This window comes from Streptomyces sp. NPDC051921 (genome assembly GCF_040680975.1).
In the GTDB taxonomy this organism is placed as follows: domain Bacteria; phylum Actinomycetota; class Actinomycetes; order Streptomycetales; family Streptomycetaceae; genus Streptomyces.
In genome coordinates this window covers 21581-46476 of record NZ_JBFAXU010000014.1, presented here as the reverse complement: position 1 = coordinate 46476, position 24896 = coordinate 21581, and the positions used below count along the sequence as shown (strand labels likewise).

The 24896-nt window shown below is 72.4% G+C and carries 19 protein-coding genes; 8 read left to right on the top strand and 11 right to left on the bottom strand.

What is annotated here, in order from left to right; all coding sequences use genetic code 11:
* Positions 1-24: 24 nt before the first annotated feature.
* Entirely contained in the window at positions 25-612 is a 588-nt protein-coding gene (locus AB0M16_RS19705) for a hypothetical protein (RefSeq protein ID WP_365344503.1), read from the bottom strand.
* Positions 613-721: 109 nt separating this feature from the next.
* A complete protein-coding gene (locus tag AB0M16_RS19700; RefSeq protein WP_365344501.1) occupies positions 722-1789 on the bottom strand; it encodes a chitinase in 1068 nt (355 codons plus the stop codon).
* Between the two features lie 380 nt (positions 1790-2169).
* Here AB0M16_RS19700 and AB0M16_RS19695 point away from each other — a divergent pair, with 380 nt between their 5' ends.
* From AB0M16_RS19695 to AB0M16_RS19685, 3 genes are all read left to right on the top strand, one after another.
* Entirely contained in the window at positions 2170-3018 is an 849-nt protein-coding gene (locus AB0M16_RS19695) for a tetratricopeptide repeat protein (protein ID WP_365344499.1), read from the top strand.
* Complete coding sequence (locus tag AB0M16_RS19690; protein WP_365344497.1) at positions 2957-4390, top strand: MFS transporter; 1434 nt, start codon at positions 2957-2959, stop codon at positions 4388-4390. The genes AB0M16_RS19695 and AB0M16_RS19690 overlap by 62 nt, the downstream gene beginning before the upstream one ends.
* A gap of 171 nt (positions 4391-4561) precedes the next feature.
* Complete coding sequence (locus AB0M16_RS19685; RefSeq protein WP_365344495.1) at positions 4562-5758, top strand: serine hydrolase domain-containing protein; 1197 nt, start codon at positions 4562-4564, stop codon at positions 5756-5758.
* Between the two features lie 30 nt (positions 5759-5788).
* On the opposite strand, the gene AB0M16_RS19680 is transcribed toward AB0M16_RS19685, so the two are convergent.
* From AB0M16_RS19680 to AB0M16_RS19670, 3 genes are read right to left on the bottom strand one after another with little or no spacing between them, the layout of a single operon-like run.
* Positions 5789-6475, bottom strand: coding sequence for a response regulator transcription factor (locus AB0M16_RS19680; RefSeq protein WP_365344493.1), 687 nt, complete (start codon positions 6473-6475; stop codon positions 5789-5791).
* A complete protein-coding gene (locus tag AB0M16_RS19675) occupies positions 6472-6903 on the bottom strand; it encodes an ATP-binding protein (protein ID WP_365344491.1) in 432 nt (143 codons plus the stop codon). The genes AB0M16_RS19680 and AB0M16_RS19675 overlap by 4 nt, the downstream gene beginning before the upstream one ends.
* A 9-nt stretch (positions 6904-6912) precedes the next feature.
* Positions 6913-7722 carry a histidine kinase dimerization/phosphoacceptor domain-containing protein gene (locus tag AB0M16_RS19670; RefSeq protein WP_365344489.1) on the bottom strand — a complete coding sequence of 270 codons (810 nt, stop codon included), beginning with the start codon at positions 7720-7722 and terminating at the stop codon, positions 6913-6915.
* A gap of 211 nt (positions 7723-7933) precedes the next feature.
* Between AB0M16_RS19670 and AB0M16_RS19665 the strand changes: the two genes are divergently transcribed.
* From AB0M16_RS19665 to AB0M16_RS19655, 3 genes are all read left to right on the top strand, one after another.
* Positions 7934-8356 (top strand): DUF2690 domain-containing protein, encoded by a 423-nt coding sequence (locus AB0M16_RS19665; protein WP_365344487.1) that lies wholly within the window; start codon positions 7934-7936, stop codon positions 8354-8356.
* Positions 8357-8499: 143 nt separating this feature from the next.
* Positions 8500-8937, top strand: coding sequence for a nitroreductase family deazaflavin-dependent oxidoreductase (locus AB0M16_RS19660; RefSeq protein ID WP_365344485.1), 438 nt, complete (start codon positions 8500-8502; stop codon positions 8935-8937).
* Positions 8938-9075: 138 nt separating this feature from the next.
* Positions 9076-10278, top strand: a complete 1203-nt coding sequence (locus AB0M16_RS19655) for a nitric oxide synthase oxygenase (RefSeq protein WP_365344482.1) — start codon at positions 9076-9078, stop codon at positions 10276-10278.
* Between the two features lie 496 nt (positions 10279-10774).
* Here AB0M16_RS19655 and fusA read toward each other — a convergent pair whose 3' ends face one another.
* From fusA to AB0M16_RS19640, 3 genes are all read right to left on the bottom strand, one after another.
* A complete protein-coding gene (gene fusA / locus AB0M16_RS19650; protein WP_365344480.1) occupies positions 10775-12793 on the bottom strand; it encodes an elongation factor G in 2019 nt (672 codons plus the stop codon).
* A 392-nt stretch (positions 12794-13185) separates the two neighbouring features.
* A complete protein-coding gene (locus tag AB0M16_RS19645; protein WP_365344478.1) occupies positions 13186-15411 on the bottom strand; it encodes an RICIN domain-containing protein in 2226 nt (741 codons plus the stop codon).
* A 57-nt stretch (positions 15412-15468) separates the two neighbouring features.
* A complete protein-coding gene (locus AB0M16_RS19640) occupies positions 15469-16836 on the bottom strand; it encodes a ricin-type beta-trefoil lectin domain protein (protein WP_365344476.1) in 1368 nt (455 codons plus the stop codon).
* A gap of 267 nt (positions 16837-17103) precedes the next feature.
* Between AB0M16_RS19640 and AB0M16_RS19635 the strand changes: the two genes are divergently transcribed.
* Positions 17104-18075: a LacI family DNA-binding transcriptional regulator gene (locus AB0M16_RS19635; RefSeq protein WP_365344474.1), complete on the top strand. Its 972-nt coding sequence runs from the start codon at positions 17104-17106 to the stop codon at positions 18073-18075.
* Between the two features lie 73 nt (positions 18076-18148).
* Positions 18149-21235, top strand: a complete 3087-nt coding sequence (locus AB0M16_RS19630; RefSeq protein WP_365344471.1) for a glycoside hydrolase family 3 N-terminal domain-containing protein — start codon at positions 18149-18151, stop codon at positions 21233-21235.
* Between the two features lie 86 nt (positions 21236-21321).
* Here the strand turns inward: AB0M16_RS19630 and AB0M16_RS19625 are convergent, their stop codons facing one another.
* From AB0M16_RS19625 to AB0M16_RS19615, 3 genes are read right to left on the bottom strand one after another with little or no spacing between them, the layout of a single operon-like run.
* Positions 21322-22392, bottom strand: coding sequence for a tetratricopeptide repeat protein (locus tag AB0M16_RS19625; protein WP_365344469.1), 1071 nt, complete (start codon positions 22390-22392; stop codon positions 21322-21324).
* Positions 22389-23441, bottom strand: coding sequence for a hypothetical protein (locus tag AB0M16_RS19620; protein WP_365344467.1), 1053 nt, complete (start codon positions 23439-23441; stop codon positions 22389-22391). The genes AB0M16_RS19625 and AB0M16_RS19620 overlap by 4 nt, the downstream gene beginning before the upstream one ends.
* A 17-nt stretch (positions 23442-23458) precedes the next feature.
* Positions 23459-24874 carry a tetratricopeptide repeat protein gene (locus AB0M16_RS19615; protein WP_365344465.1) on the bottom strand — a complete coding sequence of 472 codons (1416 nt, stop codon included), beginning with the start codon at positions 24872-24874 and terminating at the stop codon, positions 23459-23461.
* Between the last annotated feature and the right edge of the window lie 22 nt (positions 24875-24896).

Here is a 24896-nt window from a genome sequence, read left to right as displayed (position 1 = left end):
GCACGGGAACGGCTCCCGGGCTGCTCAGAACTTGGCCAGGTGCCGGGCCGTACGGTGCCCCAGACGGCCGGTGAGCTCGGCGACGAAGTCGTCGGACAGCGGCGGCCAGCCCCAGAACTCGAACGTGAGCGCTCCCAGGGCGTACTCGTCGGGCCACTGCCAGTCGGTGACGGGTAGGACGGCGGCACAGGCGGGGCAGGTGACGCGGCCCGTCCCGGTTTCCTCCCAGGCTTCGACGGCGGCCCGGAACGGGGCCCACGCCTCCTCGTCCGGTTCGAACGAGGCGGGGTAGTCGATGAACGTGGTGCGTATGTGACAGTGGGGGCAGGTCGCGTACTCCGCGTCGTCCTCTCCCTGTCCGCCGACGTGGTGGTGGCGACCGGTGACGACGGCGAGCGGGCCCGGCTCCCAGCCGCCGTCGTGCACGGCTCGTCCCCAATGGGGGCCGGGGCGGTACCCCTCGACCACGTGCACGCTGTACACGCCCGAGGCCTCCGTCTCCCGGGTCACGACGCCCTTCGCGACGAGCCAGTCGACCACCTGGTCCCCCAGTGCCGCGGCGTCCTCGAGTGCGACCCCGAGGTCGACCACCCGCTCGACGTAGTCACCCAACTCCCCCAGCCCCTTCCGCTTCGTTGCCGCCGTGGAGGTTCCACTCTGCCGGCCGCCACTGACAACAGCCCGCACGGGACGAGGAGGGGCGACCGGGGATGTGCGGTCGCTAGCGGCCTTGGAGGGTCTTGACGTTGTCGCCGAAGGTCCAGCCCTTCGACCCGTCCCAGTTGGCGGACCAGGTCATCAGGCCCTTGAGCGCTCCGTTGTAGTGCCTCCATGCCTGGGCCACCGCTGACGGTGTCATGTAGCCGCCGCCCGCACCCGGCTGGGCGGGCAGGCCGGGGACCTGCTTGTCGTACGGCACGCGGACGGTCGTGCCCTGGATGACGAGGCCGCGGTTGAGGCAGTCGGTCTGGGCGACGAACCCGGCGACGGTGCCGGCGGAGTACGAGTCGCCCGAGCAGCCGTACATGCTGCCGTTGTAGTACTGCATGTTGAGCCACCACAGGCGCCCGTTGTCCGCGTACTTCTTGACGATCGGCAGGTAGGCGCCCCAGATCGAGCCGTAGGCGACGCTGCCGCCGGTGACGTACGCCGTCTCGGGTGCCATCGTCAGGCCGAAGCCGGCGGGCATGCGCGCGAGCACCTGGTCGATGATGTGGACGAGGTTGGCCTGTGAGGTGGACAGGGTAGTGATGCTGCCGCTGCCGACGAGTCCGGTCTCGATGTCGATGTCGATCCCGTCGAAGTTGTACTTCTTGAGGAGGGGTACGACGGTCTCGACGAACCGGTCGGCGACGGCGCGGGAGCTCAGGTCGATCCCGGCGGCGGCTCCGCCGATGGACATCAGGAGGGTGGCCCCCGCGGCCTTCGCACGGCACATCTCGGCCGGGGTGGCCACGCGGACGGTGCTGTCCATACCGTCCTCCCACAGCACCGTCCCGTCGGAACGGATCACGGGGAAAGCGGCGTTGATGACGTTGTAACCATGGGCGGCGAACCGCGGGTCGTCGATGGGCGCCCAGCCGAAGGGCGGGTGGACGCCGTTCGCCGCACCGTCCCAGTTCTCCCAGTAGCCCTGGAGGACCTTCCCGGCCGGCTTCGGCTTGAGAGCGCAGGTCTCCGGGTCGGCGGACGGCGCGGAGGCGGCCGCGGGGGCGGTGAGAACAGCGGCGGCGGCGAGCAGGGTGGCGAGGGCGGTTCCGAGGACCTTGGCGAGGGGACGGCCGGGCATGCGTGCTCCTTGGGACGTGGGGGTGACCCTGGGCATGGCGTGCGACGCTCACGCAGACCGTAGATTGGTCCATACCTTTCGTCAACCGTGCTGGCACTCGCGCCAGTTGACGGCAGCTCCTTCCCTGCTTCCCCTCCCGCGCCGGAGCGCGTGGCTGGCCTCGTCTGCTCACCTGGGTCCTGACGCTGCGACGGACCCGTCGCCTCTGGGTGGCCGCCCTCACCACCCTCGCGGCCCTCGCCCTGTTCCTGTGCGGGGTGCTCGGGGTCTGGCACCCTCGGCAGGCGCCCGATCCCGGCTACGGTCCCGGCATCTAGGGCCCGCCCGGACCCGAACCTCCCGCCGCCGGCCTGCGTGAACGGGCACGTACGCTTTCGAACATGACATTCGACAGGGGGGCCCGGGGTGGTGCGGCCCCGTGGTGGGCATGGGCGAGCGGAGCCCCGGCACCATGGCACCGGGCGGCTCTCCGTGCCGCCCAGGGCCTGATGGACGACGGCAGGTTCGAGGAGGCGGAGGCGCGGGCGCGGGAACTCGTCGCGGAGCGACGGCAACGGCGGGGGCGGGACCGACGGCCGGCGACCGTCTGGCTCGCCACCTTCTACGCCACCACGGCGGCGATCGCCCATGGGCGCCGGCCCGAGGTCCTGGCGGAGTTGGAAGCCCTGATCGAGGACATGGCGCCGCTGTACCGCCAGAACCGCGACCTGCTCCTGTCCGCGCGGCTGCACCGCGCCTGGGTGCTGATCGATCTGGGCCGGTCCCCCGAGGCGGAGGCCGAGGCCCGCGACGTCCTGCGGTCGCTGGCGCGAACGAGGCATCTGGCCGAGGCGTGGGAGGTCGAACTGTGGGCGGCCCTCTGCCTCGGGGACGCCCTGTGCGCGCAGCACCGGTACGAGGAGGCCGCGGCGATCGCGCGGGGAAATCTGCCGCGGGCCGGACGACGGTCGGAGCGCGGTCTGCGCATTCTCCTGGCACGCAGCCTCTCGGGGCTCGGCCGCCACGAGGAGGCGCTGGCGGAGGCCCGCCGGACGGCACCCGAACACTCCCCCGGGACCAGCGGCGAACGGGAACTCGTCACTGCCGTCGCCCTGCACGGCCTGGGCCGCCCGAGAGAGGCGGAGGAAGAGCTCCGGCGGGCGCTCACGGCCTGCGAGCGGTATCTGCATGCCTCGCATCCCCTGCTCGGGGAGATCCACTCGTTGGGGGAGCGGATCCGGTCCGCCTGAGCGTGCTCCCCGGAAATGGGCGTGTCCGCGCGTCGGGCCGCGGTTACCATCGCGCGGCCGGGCTTGCGCGGACTCCTTCCGGCGGGCGCGTCCACTGACCAGGGAACGGGAGGCCACCCCGGTGCTCGAACTCCTCAAGGATCCTACGTACATACGCTATTGGCTGGCCGTCGTGGCTTCCTTCCTCGGTGACGCCGTCACGAAGATCACCCTGATCTACGTGGTCGCCACGGAGACCGAGCGCCCGGTCCTGTACGTGTCCCTGGTGGTCGTCGCCCAGCTGCTGCCGTCCGGGATGCTGGGCGTGTTCGTCGGCCCGTTGGCCGACCGCGTGCCCGCCCGGGTCCTGATGGTCGCCTCCGACCTGGTGCGGGCGGTGCTCGCCCTGCTGATGATCGCCGTGCGGGACGAACCACTGCCGCTGCTCGCCCTGATCCTGCTGAGCGGCATCGGGAAGGCCTTCTTCGAGACCGCCCGGCTGACCGCGATCCCGTTGATCGTGCGCGGGCACGGCATCCCGACGGCCGTGGCCCTGTTCCAGTCGACCAGTCACACCCTGAACCTGGTCGGCCCGGCGCTGGGCGGGTTGCTGCTCGCGCTCGGCAGCGTCCCGGCGGTGTTCGTCGTCGACGCGGCGACCTTCGTCGCCTCTGCCCTGCTGCTGGGCAGCATGGCGGTCCTGCGCGAGGTCCCGGTGCCCGGGGGTGACCGGGAGCCCTACTGGCGGGCGCTGCGCACGGGCCTGAGCGGGGTCCTCGCGACGCCGTCGCTGCGCTTCCTCGCCGTGGTACTGGTGCCGGTGATGCTGGCCCTGGGCCTGTTCACCACCAACCTCAACTCCCAGCTCCTGAACGTCTTCCGGCTGACGCCGTTCGACTACGGCCTGGCCCAGGCCGCCTTCGGCGCCGGCTCCGTCGCCGGGGCGCTCCTCGGTCCCCCGCTGGTGCGCCGCCTCTCCGACGGCAGACTGCTGAGCTGGTCGGTCGCCCTCTTCGGCGCCTCCCTGCTACTGCTCGCCCCGACCGGGCCGCTGCACGACGCCGTGGGCATCACACCCGTCCTTCTCTGGTGCCTGCTCTCCGGTCTGGGCTCCGGCCTCTTCCAGGTCCCGATCGCCCACACCCTCCTCGGCGACCTCCCCGCCCACCTCCGCGGCCGGGGCGTGGGCCTCTTCAACTCCCTGATGGTCAACGTCACGGTCCTCGGCGCCCTTCTGGGCGCCGTCACCGCCGACCTCACGGGCATCACGGCCTCCCTCACCCTCACGGGGGTGCTCCTGCTCCCCGCGGCGGCCCTCATCGCCGTGACCGGCCCACGCGCGGCGATCTCGGCGAGGGAGACCTCGGCGACGGCGGCGGCACCGAAGGGATGACGCCGCCGGATCGGCTGCTCGATGCTCCTCTTCGTGCGGAGAAAGCCCCCTGATGTCGTGTCAGGGGCGGATCAGGGGCCGGCCAGGGTGATCCCTGTCGAAGCGGGCCGGGTCTGCCGACAGACTCGAAGGGACGTGATCAACACCGTTCGCTTCGAGTGGAGTCCGCCCGTGCGCCGTTCCTCAGCCCTGATCGTGACCGCCGCCCTCGCCTGCGGCGTCGCCCTTCCCGCGCAGGCCGCATCCCCCGCGCCCGCCACGGACGGCGGTCTGAACCGCACGGCCCTGGGTGAGGCCATCGCCATACGGCCGGGCGACGGAGCCGCCGCGGTCGTCGCCGAGGTGCACAAGGGCCAGGAGAGCTGGCGGGGGGCGTCCGGAGACGTCGTCTCCGGCAAACGCGTGCGTCCCGGCGCGCACTTCCGGATCGGCAGCATCAGCAAACCCATGGAAGCCGTGATCCTGCTGCAGCTGTCCGCCGAGGGGCGCGTGGACCTCGATCGGGACGTGCAGCACTACCTGCCCGGACTGCTGCCGGAAGAGCGGTTCAAGGAGCCGGTCACCGTACGCCAGTTGCTCGACCACACCAGTGGTCTGCCCCACGACTTCGAGGGCGCGCCGGCGACGAGCCGGGACGAGGACATCGAGCGGCGTCTCGACTACGTCACCTTCGACGAGGTGATCGAGGGGACCCTGCGCCCGTCGGGCCGGCCCGCACCCGGGCCGCACTTCTCGCCCGGCACGCGGCAGGAGTACAACTCCTTCGGCTACCGCGTGGCCGGCAAGCTGATCGAGCACATCACCGGCCACTCCTACCAGTACGAGGTGACCACACGCATCCTGAAGCCGCTGCGCATGAGTGAGACCCGCGCCGCCGTGCCGGACCGCAGCACACCCGTCCCCCGGCCCTCCCTGCCCGGCTACCTGCCCCGAAGCAGCGGCACTCTGGTCGACGTCAACGTGCAGGGCGGGCTGCCTGCCAGCATGACCTCCACCACGCGCGATCTGGACCGCTTCATATCCGGGCTCTTCGACGGACGGCTGCTGCGTCCGGCGCAGGCCGCGGAGCTGTTCGCCGTGCCCAAGGACGCCACGGGCAAACCGCTGCCCTACGTGGGCGGGAGCAACTGCAACACCGGCCCCGCGAAGGGGACGGCCTGTTTCGGTGTCGGGCTGATGTACGTGCCGATGCCGGACGGTTCGGTCGTGTGGGGCAAGACGGGTTCCGATCCCGGCTACCGCAGCGGCGTCTTCGCCTCCCCCGACCTCGAGCGGCGCATGGTGTACGCGGTCGGGACCGCGTCCGCCGAGAGCAACGGCGCCCCGCCGGCGTCCCAGCGGCTCGCCCTCGCCGCCCTCGGCGACTGACGTGGGCCCCGTGTCCGGTCACCCGTTCGCTCAGGCGGCCGGGCCGCCCGGGACGACCAGGCCCGTCTCGTAGGCCAGGACGACGGCCTGGGCGCGGCTGTCCAGGTTGAGCTTGCTCATGGTGCGGTTGAGGTGGGTCTTCACGGTCGCCTCGCCGATGTAGAGCTGCTCGGCGATCTCCGTGTTCGACAGGCCCCGGGCGGTCAGGCGCAGGACCTCGCACTCGCGGGCCGTGAGGACGTCGAGGTCGGTCGCGGGGTCCGGGGCGGGGTCGGCGTTGGTCACGTAGGACTCGATGAGGCGTCGGGTGACGCTCGGGGCGAAGAGCAGGTCGCCGTGGGCCACCGCCGAGACCGCGTCGATGAGGCGCTGCGGACCGGTGTCCTTGAGGAGGAAGCCGGAGGCTCCCGCCCGCAGCGCGGCGTAGACGTACTCGTCGAGGTCGAAGGTGGTCAGAACGAGGATCCGCGGCGGTGGCGCGTCCGTGTCGCCGGCGGCGGCTTCGGCGAGGATGCGTTCGGTGGCCACGGTGCCGTCCATGCCGGGCATGCGGATGTCCATCAGGATCACGTCGGGTCTGACGCGAGCCGCGCAGCCGACCGCCGACTCGCCGTCGGCGGCCTCGCCGACCACCTCGATCCCCGGGGCCGCCCGGAGGAGCGCGACGAGCCCGGCCCGGATCAGGTCCTGGTCGTCCACCACGAGCACTCTGATCATGCCGGTGGCCGGCTTCCCCACCGGTCGGAGCCCTCGCTGGCGACGGGAAGTACGAGGCACACGCGGAATCCCCCCTCGGCCCGAGGGCCGGCGTCCACTGTTCCGCCGTAGAGCCTGGCGCGTTCACGCATGCCGATCAAGCCGTGTCCTGAGCGTGGCGGCAGCTTGGCCGGATCCTGACGGTCGGACCGGCCGTCGTCCGTCACCGTGACCCGCAGTTCGGTGGGGCGGTACTCGACGAGGACCGTGGCCCGGGCCGGGTGGGCGTGCTTGAGCACGTTCGTCAGGGCTTCCTGCACCACCCGGTACACGCACAGTTCGGTGCCCGGCGGGAGGGGCCGGCGCGTGCCCGTCGTCGTCAGGTCGACGGGGACGCCCGCCGCCCGGACGCGCTCGGTCATGTCCGCGAGGCCGGCCAGGCCGGGCATCGGCGCGTATCACTCGCCTGCCTCTCCGTCGCCGTCCGGTGTTCCCCCCGCCCCGGGCGCCTCGGTGCGGAGGAGGGAGAGGATGCGGCGCAGCTCCCGCAGGCCCTCCTGGCTGGTCTGCGCGATCGTGTCCAGGGCCGCGCGGGCGGTGTCCGGCTCGGACCGGAAGACGTAACCGGCCATCCCCGCCTGCACGTTGATGACCGACATGTGGTGGGCGACCACGTCGTGGAGCTCGCGGGCGATGCGGCGCTGTTCCTCGGCCACCGCCCGCTTCGCCCGTTCCTCCTGGGCCAGCCGCAGCTGGGACGTGAGGAGTGCCAGTTGCTGGTTCCGCCGGGCGAGCAGGCGGGCGCTGTTGCCGAACACCCAGATGACGGAGGGCACCGCAAGGGCCTGGATGACGGCCACGCCGACGCCGAGTTCGGGGGCGGTCAGGCCGCTGTGCAGGACGACCGCGGCGACGAGTGCGGCGGCAGCGGCCGCGGTGCGGGGCGGCCGCTGGGCGGCGACGCCGTACAGGGCGATCGCCGGCCCCCAGAAGTTGAGCGAGGGCTGGTAGCCGGCGGCCAGGTAGCCGGTGAACGCCAGGCAGGAGGCGACGAGCGCGCCGATCGGAGCGACCCTGCGCAGGGCCAGCGGCAGGCCGACCGACGCGCTCAGCAGATCGGCGCGCGCGTCGAACGGCGGCCACCCGGCCGGGTGGTACTGGTGGCCGATCGCCACCGTCGCCGCCACGAGCCCCACGGCCACCGTCGCGTCGACGAGCCGGGGATCCACACCGCGGAACCACACCGCCCAGAGGGCCCTGATGCGCATCGCGCGATGCTACGTGCCCGTCCGGCGGCAGATCGTCATACCAGAGGTGCAGTGTGCGCCGGAGCGGGCTGCCGCACGGGTTTACCCGGTTTCTCCACTCCGTGGTGGACGCCCGGGGGACGGTCGCCGCGCGAAGGTGGTCGTGCTTCACCGCATGCCGCACACGACGGCGTGCGTCACGTCCCACCCTTCGACCACACAGGGGGAACTCATGAGGATCGGCAAGCGGACCGGCGTCCTGGTGTCGACGGCCACCCTGCTGCTCGGCTTCGGCGGTGCCGCCACGGCGGCCCAGGCCGCTCCGGCTCCCGGGCCGGCGTCGACCCTGGCGTGCAGCACCAGCAACGCGACCTCGCCGAGGACGGCGAGCGTGGACGGCATCCGCATCGAGCTGCGCTACAGCACCTCCAGCCGTTGCGCCTGGGGCCGGATCACCTCCGCCGACCCGGGTGACAAGGTGTGGGTGGACCGGTCCAGCAACGGCGGCTCCTCCTGGGAGGGTCCGTTGGGTATGACGACCGTGCAGACCGGTTCGGACACCCACACCCCGGCGTACAACGACGCCGGCTACACGATGCGGGCGTGTGCCTGGAACGACTCCACGGGCAACATCCGCTGCACCGGCTGGTACTGATCCGGCCCGACGGCCGCCCTCCACGGGGGAAGGCGGCCGTGGCTGGGACGCACCCACCGGGATCGCGCCGGGTTCGGGGCCCGGAGCGGATCAGGGAATAGCGTCGCCGGGCTCTGCGGTTGCCCTGCGACGGGAGGTCAGTCATGGCACTTGAAGGTGTGTACGAGCCGAGCCCGGCGAAGTGGGTGCGCGACCAGGTCGAGTTGTACGAGTCGTCCGGCGGCACGAAGGGGACGACCATCCGGGGTCTGCCTGTCGTCCTCGTGACGAGCGTCGGCGCGAAGAGCGGCAAGATCCGCAAGACGCCGCTCATGCGGGTCGAGCACGAGGGGGCGTACGCGCTGGTCGCGTCGAACGGCGGCGCGGTGAAGCACCCGGTCTGGTACCACAACCTGGTGGCGGGTCCGCGGATCGAGCTGCGCGACGGCCCGAAGGTGTGGGACATGCGGGCCAGGATCGTCACCGGCGAGGAGCGGCGGGCGTGGTGGGAGCGGGCCGTCGCGGCGTTCCCCGACTACGCCGACTACCAGCACAGGACCGCGCGGGAGATTCCGCTGTTCGTGGTCGAGCCGGTCGACTGAGGGCGGCCGGAGGAGATCACCTCGTTCGAGGCACAAACCGGGCACTCTATCAGGACCGGGGCTTCGAGACCGGAAAAGCGACTACTCTCCACGCCTGCGCGCATGCGTACGGTAGTCATGGGCCAGGGAGGAAACACCTTGGTCTTCAGTCTGAGTCGTCGCCGTAAGTCCGTGCCCGTGAGCGGCGCCTGCCCGTACGCGCACGCGCATGTGCCCCCGCCCGCGCCCGTGCCTCCGCCGCCTGCCGTCGCCGACCCGTCGGCGTGGCTGCGGCAGGAGGCGGAGCGGTTCGTCCGCCAGTTCCACCTTGAGCAGCCGCACGCGGGCGACGCGGAGGGGCGGGTGCGTGAGGTGGGGGCCGAGATCGATCGGACCGGGACCTACACGCATTCCCCCGCCGAGCTGGCCTTCGGGGCGCGCGTGGCGTGGCGCAACGCCGCGCGGTGCATCGGCAGGCTCTACTGGCGCAGTCTGGTGGTGCGGGACCTGCGGCACGTCACGGCGCCCGACGACATCGCCGAGGAGTGCTTCGAGCATCTGCGGCTGGCCGGCAACGGAGGGCGGATCCGGCCGGTGATCTCGGTGTTCGCTCCGGACCGGCCGGGCCGGCCGGGGCCGCGCATCGTGAACGACCAGCTGGTGCGCTACGCCGGGCACCGTACGGAGGCGGGCCGCTGGGTCGGCGATCCGCGCAGTGCGCCGATGACCGCCGGCGCGCTCGAGCTGGGGTGGAAACGGAGCGAAGAGCCGTTCCAGGTGCTGCCGTTGATGGTGCGGGAGCGGCCCGGGACCCGCCCGGAGTGGTACGAGCTGCCGGACGGCGTCGTGAAGGAGGTGCCGCTGCGGCATCCGGAGCATTCCTGGTTCGCCGAGCTGGGGCTGCGCTGGTACGCGGTACCGGCGATCAGTGACATGGTCCTGGAGATCGGCGGGGTGCGGTATCCGGCGGCGCCGTTCAACGGCTGGTACATGGGAACCGAGATAGGTGCCCGGAACCTCGCCGACGCCGAGCGCTACGACCTCCTTCCGGTGGTGGCGGACCGCCTCGGCCTGGACCGCTCCTCGGAGCGGACGCTGTGGCGGGACCGGGCGCTGGTCGAGCTCAACGTGGCCGTGCTGCACTCCTTCCAGAGGGCGGGGGTCACGATGGCGGACCATCACACGGAGTCGGAGCGGTTCCTGCGGCACATCGCACAGGAGAGCCGGCACGGCAGGCCCACCCCGGCCGACTGGAGCTGGATCGTCCCGCCGGTCTCCGGCTCCGCCACGCCCGTGTTCCACCGGTACTACGACCCGGTGGACCCGTCGTTGCGACCGGCGTTCCTGGCGCGGGAGCCCTAGCTGTTCTGTCCAGGGAGGTTGTGGACGGGTGATGCAGGTCTCGGCTGAGGAATCTTGAAATGGGTGAGGGCCTTCTGGCCTGGTGTGGATTGCGACATCTGCACCGGCGACCAGAAAGGCCCTCATGGCCCACCGTAATGCACCCCTGACCGAGACCGGACGCCTGCGCCTGGCCCGCTGCGTGGTCGAGGACGGCTGGCCGCTGCGCCGGGACCTGGCGCCGGGCCCGACCGACCGACGCCCGACCGACCGACGCCCGCCCGACCGACGCCCGCCCGACCGAGGCCCGACCGCCCCAGGGTCTGACCGGCCCCAGGGCTGACCGACGGGCCCCGCCCGACTGAGGCCCGACTGACCGACGCCTGGCCGCCCCAGGGCTGACCGACCGGTGGCCGCCCGCCCCGGCCCGCCCGCCCAAGGCCGTCCGCCCCAGGACCGCCCCACCGGGGTCCGCCCGGCCGGGGCCCGGCGTCGTCGGCGCCGGGCCCCGGGGCGGTCAGGCCTTCGGGGCGTAGCCCGCGGGGCGGGTGGTGAACGTGGCGCGGCCCTGGGTGCGGCTGCGCAGGTGGGTCGCGTAGCCGAAGAGGGCCGCCAGCGGGACGGTGGCGGTCAGGACCGCCGTGCCGGTGTGCGTGGTCGAGTCGGTGATCCGCGCACGACGGGCCGTCAGGTCGCCGAGGACGGTGCCGACGGCGGTCTCGGGTGCCGTGACCGTGACCTCGGCGACAGGTTCGAGCAGCGTCGTGCCGCCCGTCCGGAGCGCCTCGCGCAGGGCGAGACGGCCCGCCGCACGGAAGGCGAGCTCCGAGGAGTCCTTCACGTGCGTGGCCCCGTCCGTGAGGGTGACGCGCACGCCGGTGACGGGGTGACCGCCGAGCGGTCCTTCGGTCAGGGCGTCGCGGCAGCCCGCTTCGACCGCGCGGACGAACTCCTGGGGGACGCGGCCACCCGTCACGGTCGAGCGGAAGGCGAAGGCGCCCTCACCGTCGCGCATGCCGTCTCCTTCCTCCAGGGGTGCGACGTCGAGGACGACGACCGCGAACTGGCCGGCGCCGCCGTCCTGTTTGACGTGCCGGTAGGTCAGGCCGGTCACCGCTCCAGCGGGGGCCTCCCGGTAGGCGACCCGGGGCCGGCCGACCGTGACGTCGAGGTCCTGGCCTCGCCGCAGCTTCTCGACGGCCACCTCCAGGTGGAGCTCGCCGAGTCCGGACAGCACGGTCTGACCGGACTCGGGGGCAGTCCGCACGGTCAGGGACGGGTCCTCCTCGGTGAGGCGGGCCAGGGCGGTGGCGAGGCGTTCTGTGTCACGCCCGCTCCGGGCCTCGACCGCGACGGAGACCACCGGGGTGGTGGAGACGGGCGGTTCCAGGAGCACGGGTGCGTCGGGTGCGCACAGGGTGGCACCGGTGCGGGCCGTCTTCGGTCCCACGACGGCCACGATGTCGCCGGCGACGGCCAGATCGGCCTCCGTGGTGCGGTCGGCCTGGACCCGCAGGATGCGGGAGATCCGTTCGGTGCGGCCCGCGGTGGTGTCGAGCACGGTGTCCCCCTTCCTCAGGGTTCCGGCGTAGAGGCGGAGATAGGTCATGCGGCCGGTGGGCGTCGTCGTCACCTTGAAGGCGAGCGCGGTGAGCGGCGCGTCCGGATCGGCCGGGTGCTCGCCGCGCACCGGAGGTACGTCCGCGGGAGCGGGCAGGTAGGCGACGACGGCGTCGAGCAGCGGCTCCACCCCGCGGTTGCGGTAGGCCGAGCCGCACAGCACGACCACGGCCTCTCGGGAGAGGGTCAGGTCGCGCAGCGCGGCGACCAGCGTGTCGTCGCCGAGCGTGTCCTTCTCGCAGAACTCCTCCAGGGCCGCGGGGTGCAGTTCCGCGACGGTCTCCTCCAGCACACGTCGTCGGCGCGCGGCCTCGTCGCGCAGTTCCTCGGGCACGGGACCGAGTTCGTACGTGTCGGAGCCGGCCGGCCAGGTGGTGGCGCGCATCCGGACGAGGTCGACGACACCGGTGAAGGCGTCTTCGCTCCCGATGGGCAGCTGCACCGGCAGCGGTACGGCGCCGAGGCGGGTGCGGATGCTGGCCACGGCGTTGTCGAGGTCGGCGCCGGCGCGGTCCAGCTTGTTGACGAAGGCGATGCGCGGGACGCCGTGCCGGTCGGCCTGGCGCCACACGGACTCGCTCTGCGGCTCGACGCCCGCGACGGCGTCGAAGACGGCGACCGCACCGTCCAGGACGCGCAGGGCGCGTTCGACCTCGTCCGCGAAGTCGACGTGTCCCGGCGTGTCGATCAGGTTGAGCCGGTGGCCGTCCCAGTCGCAGCTGACGGCGGCGCTGAAGATGGTGATGCCGCGGTCGCGCTCCTGCGGGTCGAAGTCGGTGACGGTGGTGCCGTCGTGGACCTCGCCGCGCTTGTGGGTGGCGCCGGTGAGGTAGAGGAACCGCTCGGTGAGCGTGGTCTTGCCGGCGTCGACGTGGGCGAGGATGCCGAGGTTGCGGATGGGGAGGCGGTGACGCATGGTGATTCTCGATTCGCGTGCGATGCGGACGCAGGGCAGCGCGATTCCCGTGACGACGGGGGCGGTGAGGAGCTGAGGAGCCCAAGGGCCTCTCTCGTCGCGGGTCAGCGGTGACGGCCGCGCAGCCGGCACCGGAGCGACGAAGAGGCCAGGATCACGTCGTACCGGGCGCGGGAGACGACCGTGGCGGCGGACGCGGGAGTGGTCGCGCGCATGGTCGTCTCCCTTCGGTGATCTTGATCGTCCCGTGGTCCCGGTGACCGGGTCGGCCTTCGTCACCGAGTCGGTCTTCATCCGACTCGGTCCCGGTGGCCAGGGCGATTCTTCGGCTCGTCGGTTCGGCTGGAGTCTAGGCACCGACGAGCGCAGGGGAACACCGATTTATCGCCGGGTCACGGATAGCTCACCAGGTTGGCGACGTTGGTGGACGAATTCGAGGGGCCCCCACGGTCGTTGACGACGTGCCGGATGGTGCCGGTGCCGCCCAGAGAGACGGTGACCATGCTCCGGAAGCGCACGTCGGGGCGGTTGGGCGCCTCGATGGCGTGTTCGGCGGCGACGCCGGGGTTGACGTTGAAGTAGCAGTAGCTGCCGAGTCCGTAGGCCTGGTGGCTCGTGACGGAGTCGGCGACCTTGTAGGCGGCGTAGCCCTGCGTGGCGCCGTTCATCCAGGCGGCCTGGTTGGGCGGGTCGTACGGCATCTCGTTCTGGTAGAAGTACGTGCGGCCGCGGTTGCCGTTCCACACGGTCTGGTGCTTCTGGTAGTGCTCGACGAACAGGCCGTACATGGTCACGTCGTCACCGTTCACCACCAGTCCGGTGTCGGCCGTGTTGGTGGTCCAGCCCACGCCGCTGCCGTGGTCGGCGCGCCAGATCCACATGTGGTCGCCGATGACGTGGTCGCTGTTGACGACGAGGCTGGTGGTGGCCTTGCCCACGCCCGCGCCGCCGACGCGGAAGTACACGTCGTGGAGCGAGGTCGGGTTCGTCGCGTGGGAGGCGGAGGAGCCGGCGGGGCCGACTTCCAGGAGGGTGGGCGAGTTGGCGGTACCGGCGTCGAAGAGCAGGCCCGCGATCTTCACTCCGTCGACGTCGGCGACGGTCATGGCGGTGATGCCGTTGTCGGGGACGAGGGTGGCGAGGCCGAGGCCGAGGACCACGGTGTCGGGGCGGGTGACCCGGAGCGTCTGGTCCAGGTGGTAGACGCCGGGGGTCACCAGGAGGTCCTTGCCGGCGGCGAGAGCGGCGTTGATCTGGGCCGCGGTCGCCCCGGGCTTCACGACGTGAAAGCGGTCGATGCCGAGCCGGGCCCCGGCGGAGGTGCCACCGGCCGTCCAGCTCGCGCCGGTGGAGTCGGCGCGGCCGGTGGGCACGATCACCTGGTAGGCGCCGTCGGCGTCGACGGTGAGGAAGGGCTTCTCGCGCACGACCGGGCTGCGGTCGACCGTGGTGTACGGCGGGTTGGGGAAGGTCGTGGCGGGGACGCCCTGGCTGCCCACGAAGACCATGTTCCAGTTCGAGCCGGTCCAGCTGCCGAGCTGGGAGTTGCGGGTGAGCCACTGCTGCTGGCTGCCGGAGCGGACCTGGCCGTCGATCTTGGTGTCGGCCATGAAGCCGCCACTGGACCAGCCGCCGTCGCTCAGCTCCAGGTTGCCGCGCACGTGCATGCGGCGGTAGGCCGAGGCCTGGGAGACGGCCCAGCGGTCGGTGCCGCCGGTGGGGTTGACGGAGAGGTTCTCGGCGCCGCGCCAGAAGTTCTGGGTGGCGTTCTGCGGCGGGAACCAGTCGGCCTCCACGTGCACGGCACCGTTGATCGTCACCGCGTCGGGCGATTCGCCGAGGCCGAGGACCTGGGTGTAGAAACCGACGTTGACATCGTTGGCGTACGTGCCGGGCTTGAACAGGACGGCGTAGCGCTCCTGGCCGAACTGGTTGGTCTCCTGGCGCTGGAAGATCGTGTTCAGTCGGCCCTGGATCGTGGAGGAGGGCATCGAGGGGTCCAGGACGACGACGTTCGGACCGAGGTCGACGTCGCCGGGCGCGGTGCCGACCGGTGTCACCTGGAAGCGCTGGGCGGCCGTTCCGTTGCACGTGTACTGGACGAGCTGCACGCTGTCGGCCGTGGAGGCGGCGGGCACGTCGAGGCACTTCCCGCTGTTGCGGTTGACGAAGCGGTAGGCGCCTCCCCCGTCGTCGACGGCCTGCCACTGCTGGTTGGGGCCGCCGCCGTACGTCCAGAGGTGGACGGGGGCGTTGTCGGCGGTCGACACGTCGCTGACGTCGACGACCTGGGCCGGGTCGTTACGGTTGCCGATACGTACGTAGCCGTCCGATGTCGCGGTGACGGTCCACTGCTGGGCGGTGGTGCCGTTGCAGGCGTACTGCTGTACGGCGGTGCCGTTGGAGGTCCGGGCGGCGCGGGCGTCGACGCACTTGCCGCTGCCGCTGTTGGCGACGGTGACCCAGCCCGTGGGGAGGGCGGACGCAGCCTCGAGCGGGGCCTCGGCCGCCGCGGAGCCCGGCGACAGGGCGACCAGGACGGAACAGACCGCGGCGCCGGCGGCGAGGACCGCGCCGAGGCGGCCGGGCCGGGGGTGGGGACGGAGGGGGACGGGCATGCTGAGGGACTCCTCGTGGAGGTGGGGGGTTCGGGGCGGGGACGTGCCGTGGGCGCGTCAGCCGGTGTAGGCCGCGAGGATCCTGGTGAAGTCCCACGGCTGCTGTGCGATGCCGGAGCAGGTGTCGGCGCCGCCGCCGGTGCACGGGCGGTCACGGTTGACGGACCAGAAGGTCAGCCGGGCGAGGTGCCGCTGCTGGGCGTAGGCGAGGACGGTGCGGAAGTCGTTCTGGGTGATGGTCTCGCCGACGTCCGTGACGCCGTTCATCGAGGAGATGCCGGTGTGGCGGTAGGCCTGGTCGTCGCTGTAGCCGTACGCGTTCTTCACCGCGGTCTTGAGTCCTTCGGCCGCACGGGTGGTCAGGGTGCCCATGTTCTGCCCGTTGCCGCCGAAGTTGAAGGGCATGATGGTCCAGCTGTCGACCACGAGGCCGGCCGCGACCGCCCGGTTGATCAGGCTGGTGTCCGGGCCGTTCTGGCCGGTCCCGAAGGTGACGTACACCTTGAGGCCCGGGTTGTTCGCCTTGACGGTCCTGAGCGCGTCCACCGTGCGCTGCTGGACGGTGGGGCTGTCGTAGGCGGCGGCCTCGATGTCGATGTCGATGGCCTTCAGGCCGTACGCGTCGATGACCTTCTGGTAGGCGGCGGCGAGTTCGCCCGGGCTGGAGCAGGAGCTCTCCAGTTTGTTGCCGCTCCACCCGCCGAAGGAGGGGATGACGTCCCCGCCGGCCGCCCGGACGGTGTTGACGGTCTGCTGGTCGACGCCGCCCACGAGGGGGTGCCCGCCGTCCCACTGCGGGTTGCAGTAGCCGTTGCTGAGGACGAAGGCCAGCGTGAACCACTTGACCCCGGTGGCGTTCATGACGGTCGTCGGGCTGGGCGGGCTGCCCCAGCCGTTGTAGAGGTACGGCGCGACCGCCATGTTCCCGCCGGGTGCGGGATCCGGTCCGCCGGCGGGAGGCGCCGTCCACTTCTGGTTCGCCGCCCCGGTGCACGTCCAGATCTGCAGCCGGGTGCCGTTGGCGGAGCTGTTGCCGGTGGCGTCCAGGCACTTGTCCGCCTGCGGGTTGACGATGTCGCGGGCCGCGGTCACGGTCCAGCGCTGGGCGGCGGTGCCGTTGCAGTCCCAGAGCTGCACCTTCGTCCCGTTCGCCGTGCCGGCGGAGGTCACGTCCAGGCACTTGCCGAGCGCCCTGATGGTGCCGTCGGCGCCCACGTCCCAGTTCTGGGCGGCGGTGCCGTTGCAGTCGTAGAGCTGGACGGGCGTCCCGTTCGCCGGGTCGGCTCCGGCGACGTCGACGCATTTCCCGCCGATCCCGGTGATCCGGCCGGCGGCTGCCTCGGCGGGCGGGCCGGCGGCGACGGTGATGCCGCCGGCGGCGAGGGCGAGCACCGCCAGGGTCAGCGGCAGGCGTGTGCGATGCATGTGGGGGTCCTCTCGACGCGGCGCGGCATTCATGGACATGAACGCGATTCCGCTTTACGAGCGGCGAACGTAAAGGTCTGAACCAGGCGCGTCAAGGCTTCGCGCATTCACAGCATGAACGCTCAACTCCCGCTACAGGTACTGAACTTGGGTTTCACCCCAAGGTGGCGTGAAGTCTTGACGACATGCCCGCACCGCTGTTGACTCTCGGCTGCCACGTCGGAACCGGTTCCGACAGCGATGTCAGATCCGCCGGGGAGGCTCTCGATGCGTGTCACGATCTCCGATGTCGCACGAGCTGCGGGGGTCAGCAAGACCACGGTGTCACGGGTCCTCAACACGAAGGCCGAGGTCGACGGGGCCACCGCCGCCCGCGTTCGTGAAGTGATCGACGTCCTCGGCTACGTCCCCAGCTCCGGTGCCGTGGGCCTGGCCCGCGGCAGCAGCCGAACCATCGGCATGCTCACGCCCTCCCTCACCTGGCCCTGGATGGGGGAGGTGCTCCAGGGAGTCGCCGACACCGTCGAGGCGGCCGGGTACGGCATGCTGCTGTTCACCTGCAACCGCGGTGCCGACTCCGTCGCCCACTTCGCCACCCAGGTCTCCGCCCGTGCCTTCGACGGGCTGCTCGTCGTCCTCCCCGAGGGCACCCTCGGCACCGTCACCGCGATGCACCGGCGCGGCATGCCCGTCGTGCTCGTCGACGACCACGGCCACCGGCCGGCGTTCCCCTCGGTGGCCACCACCCACCACATCGGCGGTGCCTCTGCCGCGGCCCACCTGCTCGCCACCGGTCGGGAGCGGCCCCTGGTGATCACGGGACCCACCCGCTTCGGCTGCGTCCGCGAGCGGCTCGCGGGGTTCGTCGACGTGCTGCCCACCGATCTCGTCATCAACGGTGAGTTCACCGAGGACACCGGCCGCGACGCCGTCGAACGCTCCCTCGCCGAGGGTCGGCCCTTCGACTCCGTCTTCGCGCACAACGACCTCATCGCGGCCGGGGCCCTTCGCGCCCTCAGGGCCGTCGGCCGCCGCGTCCCGGACGATGTCGCGCTCGTCGGCTTCGACGACCTGCCGATGGCCCGGCACACCGAACCGCCCCTGACCACCGTCCGCCAGCCGATGCGGGCGATGGGCGAGGCCGCCGCCCGGATGCTGCTCGCCGGGCTGGGCGGCGCGCCGCTGCCGGACGAGCCGCTCGTGCTGCCCACCGAGCTCGTCGTGCGGCGCTCCGCTTGACCCCTCCAGCGTGCCCCCGCACGGTCCTGTCCCCCTCCCCTACCGACAGCCTCCCCTGTCCAAGGAGCCCCGCATGCCACGCAAGCGATACCGAAGGACGGCCGGACCGGCGGTGGTCGCGGCGACCGCCGTGCTCGCCGGACTGCTCACCGGCGCCCTGCCGAGCGCAGCCGCCGCGGAGGACCCCGTTCCCCGACCCGTCGACCGCTTCGAGGGCGAGGTGCCGTTCGCCGGACCTCCCGCCGAGGGGCTGTTCACCTGGGGCAGCGACGCCGACGACCACCCACGCCTCGCGCTGGCCGAGCGGGCCGACGCCCCCGAAGGGGACAAGGTCCTCGAAGGGCGCTACGACATCAGCGGCTGGGGCGGCTTCACCCACGACTTCGCCTTCGACCGGCCCGCGCAGGACTGGACCGCGTACAGGGGCGTCCGCTTCTGGTGGTACGGCCAGAACACCGCCCCGCTGCCGCCCGGTTCGGGCCGGCGGATCAACTTCGAGATCAAGGACGGCGGGGCGAACGGAGAGGCGTCCGAGCTGTGGACGACGTCCTTCACGGACGACTGGGAGGGCTGGCACCTGGTCGAGATCCCGTTCTCCGAGTTCCACTACCGGGCCGACTACCAGCCCGTCGGCGGCATCGACCAGGTCCTCGGGCTCGACGCCATGTGGGGGTACGCCCTCACCCTGCCGACCGGCGCACCGGGCACGTTCGCCCTCGACGGCGTGGAGCTGTACGGCCGGGCCGAGCCCGCGCTGAACACCCGGGTCGTCACGCGGTCCGTGGTGCACCCCGTCGACGAGGGCGGCTCCGCCCGCATCGAGCTGTCGGTGACCACCACCGGTGCCACGCCGCTCGGTGAGCCCGTCACCGTGACCTACGCGACGGACGACAGCCGCAGCGGTGGCGCCGAGCCCGGCAGGGACTACACGCCGGTCAGCGGGAGCGTCGTCTTCCCGGCCGGGACGCCCTCCGGTGCGACCCGCTCCCTCACCGTGGCGACGCTGAAGGACGGCACGGCCGAGACCGCCGAGAGCATCCCGCTCGTGCTGGGCGTGAACGGCGCCAAGGCGCCGGCCGAGCCGCCGTTCGTCGTGGTGAACGCCCACGGTCTGCCGTACCTGGACAGGCGACGACCCGTCCGCGAGCGGGTCGCCGACCTGGTCGGGCGGATGACCCTGCAGGAGAAGACCGGCCAGATGACCCAGGCCGAGCGCAACGCGCTGCGCTCGCCCGGCGACATCGCCGGCTACGGGCTCGGCTCCCTGCTCTCCGGCGGCGGTTCCGTGCCGGCCCCCAACACTCCCGAGGCATGGGCCAGGATGGTGGACGCGTACCAGCTGCGCACCCGGGCCACCCGCCTGCAGATCCCGCTGATCTACGGCGTGGACGCGGTGCACGGGCACAACAACGTCGTCGGGGCGACGGTCATGCCGCACAACATCGGCATCGGCGCCGCCCGCGACCCGGGGCTGGCGGCGCGGACGGGCGCGGTCACGGCCAAGGAGGTACGGGCCACCGGCGTCCCCTGGGACTTCGCGCCGTGCCTGTGCGTGACCCGCGACGAGCGCTGGGGACGCTCCTACGAGGCCTTCGGCGAGGACCCGGCGCTCGTCACCGCCATGGAGACCGTGATCAACGGGATGCAGGGCGCGCGGGACGGCCGGGACCTCAAGCGCAACGACAAGGTCCTGACCAGTGCCAAGCACTTCGTCGGCGACGGCGGCACCCAGTTCGGTTCGTCGGCCACCGGCTCGTACACCATCGACCAGGGCGTCACCCGCGTCACCCGGCAGGAACTGGAGGCGGTCCACCTCGCCCCGTTCGCCGAGGCCGTCCGCCGCGGCGCGGGTACGGTCATGCCCTCGTACTCCTCGCTGGACGTCCTGGACGACGGCGCCGGCCCCGTCAAGATGCACGCGAACGCCGAGATGATCAACGGCGTGCTCAAGGGCCGTATGGGGTTCGAGGGCTTCGTCATCAGCGACTGGCAGGCCATCGACCAGATCCCCGGCGACTACCCGAGTGACGTCCGCACGTCCGTCAACGCCGGCCTGGACATGATCATGGTCCCGACGAACTACCAGGAGTTCACCCGCACCCTCGCCGCCGAGGTCACGGCGGGCCGGATCGCCCCCGCACGCGTCGACGACGCCGTGGCGCGGATCCTGACCCAGAAGTTCCGCCTCGGCCTGTTCGACGAGCCGTACGCGGACACCACGAACCTGCCGTCCGTGGGATCGCCCGAGCACCGCGCCGTGGCGCGCGAGGCCGTCGCGAAGTCGCAGGTGCTGCTGAAGAACGAGGGTGCCGTGCTGCCCCTGAAGCCCTCGCAGAAGGTGTACGTGGCCGGCTCGAACGCCGACGACCTCGGCAACCAGACCGGCGGCTGGACGATCAGCTGGCAGGGTTCCTCCGGCCGTACGACCACCGGCACCACGATCCTCGAGGGCATGCGCAGGGCAGCGCCGACGGCCGACATCGCCTACTCGAAGGACGCCTCCGCGCCCACCGGCGGATACGACGTCGGTGTGGTCGTGGTCGGCGAGACCCCGTACGCCGAGGGAGTCGGCGACGTCGGCAACGGCCACGACCTGGAGCTGACCGCCGCGGACCGGGCGGCCGTGGACAGGGTCTGCGACGCGATGCCGTGCGCGGTCCTCGTCGTGTCCGGACGCCCGCAGCTCGTCGGCGACCGGCTGCCGGCCGTCGACGCGCTCGTGGCGTCCTGGCTGCCCGGAACGGAGGGGGACGGCGTCGCCGACGTCCTCTACGGCAAGCGGCCGTTCACCGGCCGGCTGCCGGTCACCTGGCCGAAGTCGCAGGAGCAGCTGCCGATCAACGTGGGCGACCGGGCCTACGACCCGCAGTACCCGTACGGCTGGGGCCTGACGACCCTGGCCGCGGCGCCGGCAGGCGGCGAGCCCGTCCTGCGGGCCCTGGGCATCGCGGCCGGGGCACTGCAGTCGGCCGGGCGGGGCGACTCCCCCGAGAGCAGGGCGCTCGTCACGCGGGCCCGGCTGATCGTGCAGGAGCGGATCGGGCAGCGCCTCACGCAGGCCACGGCCAAGCCGTTCGCCGAGGCGGACCATCTGCTTCTGGCGGGCGACCCGGCGGGCGCCGTGCGCAAGCTGACGGAGGCGTACCGGGCGGCGGGCTGACCCGGGGGTCGGGCAGGGCCGCACGGCCCTCACGTACCGCGCCTGGAGGCCGCCGCCCCCGGCCTCCGGGCGCCGACCGGCCGCCCCTACGGCTTCGGCGCGCGCTGCTGGAGAGCGGTGCGGCCGGCCACGGACATCACGAGGGCGAAGATGACCAGCGGAAGGGCGAGGCCACCGAAGAGGGCGCTGCGCCACAGCACCAACGCCAGGACCGAGTGGACGACGAGCAGCGCGATGGCGAACGCCATCCCGAGCACCTGCCGGCAGCCGCGCGCCACCAGCAGGAGGGGACGCCGCAGGTGGGGCGGGACCCGCCGGGTCAGCCACAGCAGCCAGACTCCCCAGCCCCCGAGGAGCACCGCCGCGCACACCAGGTACGTGACGAGGGCGTCGGTCCCGGTGGCGCCCGCCCGCAGGTGGGTGGCCCCGGTGGACACCGCGACGATCCCGGCGAGGGCCACCCAGCGGGAGCCGGACACGGTCCCCCAGGCCATCGTCTCCAGGTTGTAGCGGGCCTGGCGGTCGTTCAGGTCGAGCGCGGCCGACTGGACGAAGCCCTCGGCGGCCCTGGTCCACGAGCCGGGGCGCAGCCAATGGCGGCGCAGGTGGAGCAGCGAGAGGTTGTTGTGGGCCTCGCTGCTCTCCGGGTTGAGCCGCAGCGTCGTCTCGTACGCCTGCCGGGCGACCTGGTGGTTGCCGGTGCGCTGGGCGGTCAGGCCCACGAGGAAGTGCGCGTCGGCCTCCTCGGGGGCGAGGGCGACGGCCGTACGCGCGGCTTCGTACGCCGCACGCTGGCGTTCCGGGCGGACGGAGCGGTCGAGGACGGTGCCGAGGGTGTAGTGGCTCCCCCAGTACTGCGGGGCGAGTTCGACGGCCCGCCGGGCGGAGCGTTCGGCCTGCTCGTGCTCCTTCAGCGCGAGCAGGATGTGGGTGCGCATCAGCCAGGCGCTCACGGACTCGGGCGCGACGCGCAGGGCCTGTTCGACGGTGGCGAGCGCCTCTCCCTCGTCGCCGAGGCGGTGCCGGCAGCGGGCGAGCAGCACGAGCGCGGTGGTGTCGTCGGGGTGGCCGGCGAGGTGCCGGGCGGCGAGCTCGGCGGCCTGCTCGAAGCGTCCGAGGTCGAAGAGGACGTCGGCCTGTTCCAGTGTCCCGCTCATCGGACCTTGTCTCTGTCGTGGGTGATGCTGAGCAGGTTCGGCACGAGTGCCAGCCAGAACAGCACCTGGGGGACGGTGCGTTCGGTCCAGGGAAGGACCACGAGCAGCAGCGCGCACAGGGTGGCCCAGGTGGCCTGTCCGAGTACGACCCTGGGCCAGAACGAGCGTTCGCGGGGGGCGCGGACGAGGGCGAGGACGGCCAGCTGGGCGCCGGTGCGCATCCGCTGGTAGCGGCGCAGGGCGCCGAAGCCCCACACCGCCGCCATGAGCGCGAGCGCCCAGAGCCGGGTGCCGAGGTGGATGGGGAGTTCCTTCGGCTCCTCGCCGTCGGTGGGGAAGACGTCGAGGGTGACACCCGCCATGACCAGGCAGAGCAGCGCGAGCCAGCGGGTCCCCCGCAGCATCCGGTAGACGGCCCTGTCGAGGTCACCGCGCAGCCAGTTGGAGTCGGGGGCGGCGGCGAGACCGCCGGCGTACAGGTCGGCGGCCCGCGCGGCGGAGGTGCCGGGCTTGGCGGCCTCCTGTCGGGTGGACAGTGAGACGGCGAGCGTGTGCGTGGGGTCGATGCGCAGCAGCTGCTTCACCGCGTCGCGCGACAGGTCGGGCCGCTCGTTGAAGGCAGCCGCCTTGTACATCGCCTCCCAGGTCTCCGGCTCGTCCGGGCCGAGCCGTACCGCCTCGTGAGCCTCCGCCAGCGCCGCCGCCTTCTGCCCGGGGAGGGAGATCAGCAGCTCGGCGCGCTGGGCGCGCGGAGCCCAGTTCTCCGGGTTGCACCGGATCGCCTCACGCTGCGCCTCCTCGGCTTCCTCGATGCGGTCCATCCGGCGCAGGACGAAGCCGCGGACGAAGTGGGCGCTGCTCCACTCGGGCGCCAGGCGCACCGCCTCGCCCACCGCGGAGAGGGCCTCCTCCCGCAGGCGCAGTGCCGCCTGCGAACGGGCGAGCGCCAGCCAGCCGTAAGGGTCGTCGGGGTCCTCCGCGACCCGGCGCACGGCGGCCTCGCGACTCTCCTCGTAGCGACCGAGGTCGTACAGGGCCTCGGACTTCACGACGTCAGGGTGCCGGCTCACAGCTTCCGCTTCTTCTTCAGGTAGGCGACGAGGTCGTCGTACATGCCGCCGTCGTTGGCGAACATGGCCACGTTGCGGGCGGAGGCGAACCAGGACTCGCTGGAAGGCCGGATCTGCTTGGCCGCCTGGAGCAGGTCCTTGGTGCCGATCATGCGGACCTTGCCGCTGCGCGCGGAGTCCAGCAGCGCCGACTCGGCGGCCGTCTCGCAGACATGGGCGAGGTCGGCGCCGGAGAAGTCCTCGGTGACCTTGACGATCTTACTCAGGTCGACGGACTCGATGGGCCGGTCGCGCAGGTGGTAGCGGAGGATCGCCTCCCGGGCCGGGGCGTCGGGGGGCAGGACGAGCAGGGTGCGGTCCAGCCGGCCGGGGCGGCGCAGGGCCAGGTCGACGTCCCACGGCACGTTCGTGGCGGCGAGGACGAACACGCCCTCGTTGCGGTCGCCGTCGACGCCGTCCAGCTCGGTGAGAAGCTGGTTGACGACGTTGCGCAGTCCGCTGTGGTGGCTGCGGGAGCGCTTGGCGCCGAGGGCGTCCAGCTCGTCGAGGAAGACGACGCACGGGGACTGGCGGCGGGCGGTCTCGAAGATGTCGTGGACGTTCTTCTCGGACGTGCCGATGTACATGTCGAGGATGTCCGAGAGCGACACCGACATGAAGCCGGCGCCGAGTTCGCCCGCGACGGCACGGGCGATGAACGTCTTGCCGCAGCCGGGGGGCCCGTACAGGAGCAGGCCGCCGCGGAGCGACTTGCCGTACAGGCGGCGGAGCTCGGGGTTGCGCATCGGGGCGAGGAACGCGGCCTCCAGGCGGTCCTTGACCTCCTGCATGCCGCCGACGTCGGCGAGGCGTACGGCGCCCGGCCCGTCGATGTCCCAGGCGGACGCGTCGCCCGCGTCGCCGCTGCCGTCGGAGGTCAGCGGCTCCTCGGTGTCGTGGTCGGCGAAGCGGGGGCCGACGAGGCCCGCGACCTCCTGCTCGGCGGCGTCCCAGTCGAAGGCGGGCGACTCGGCCGGGGGTCGGGCGGCGGCTGCGGAGGCGGTCGCGTCCGGGCCCGTCGTGTCCGGGCCGGTCGCGTCCGGGCCCGTCGTGTCCGGGCCGATGGTGTCCGGGCCGACCGCGGGCGAGTCCGTGGCGGCGGGCCGCCGGGGCTCCGGGGCGGTGGGGGGCGGCGGCGAGGGCGCGGTCGGCGGCGGGGTGGGGGCGGGCAGACTCATGGCCCGGACCATCAGGTCCCGTGCCGCCGGGTCGCCCGGCGCGTGCTGGAGCGCGACCGCGGCCTGGCTGACGGCCTCGTCGTTTCGCCCCTCGGCAAGGAGGAGTTCGGCGAAGTGCAGCCGCAGGGGCACGTCTTCGGGGGCGGCGGCGAGGGCAGCGCGGAGGCTACGGATGAGGGGAGACTCGTCGGACATGGGGGTCAGCCTAGAAAGGCGG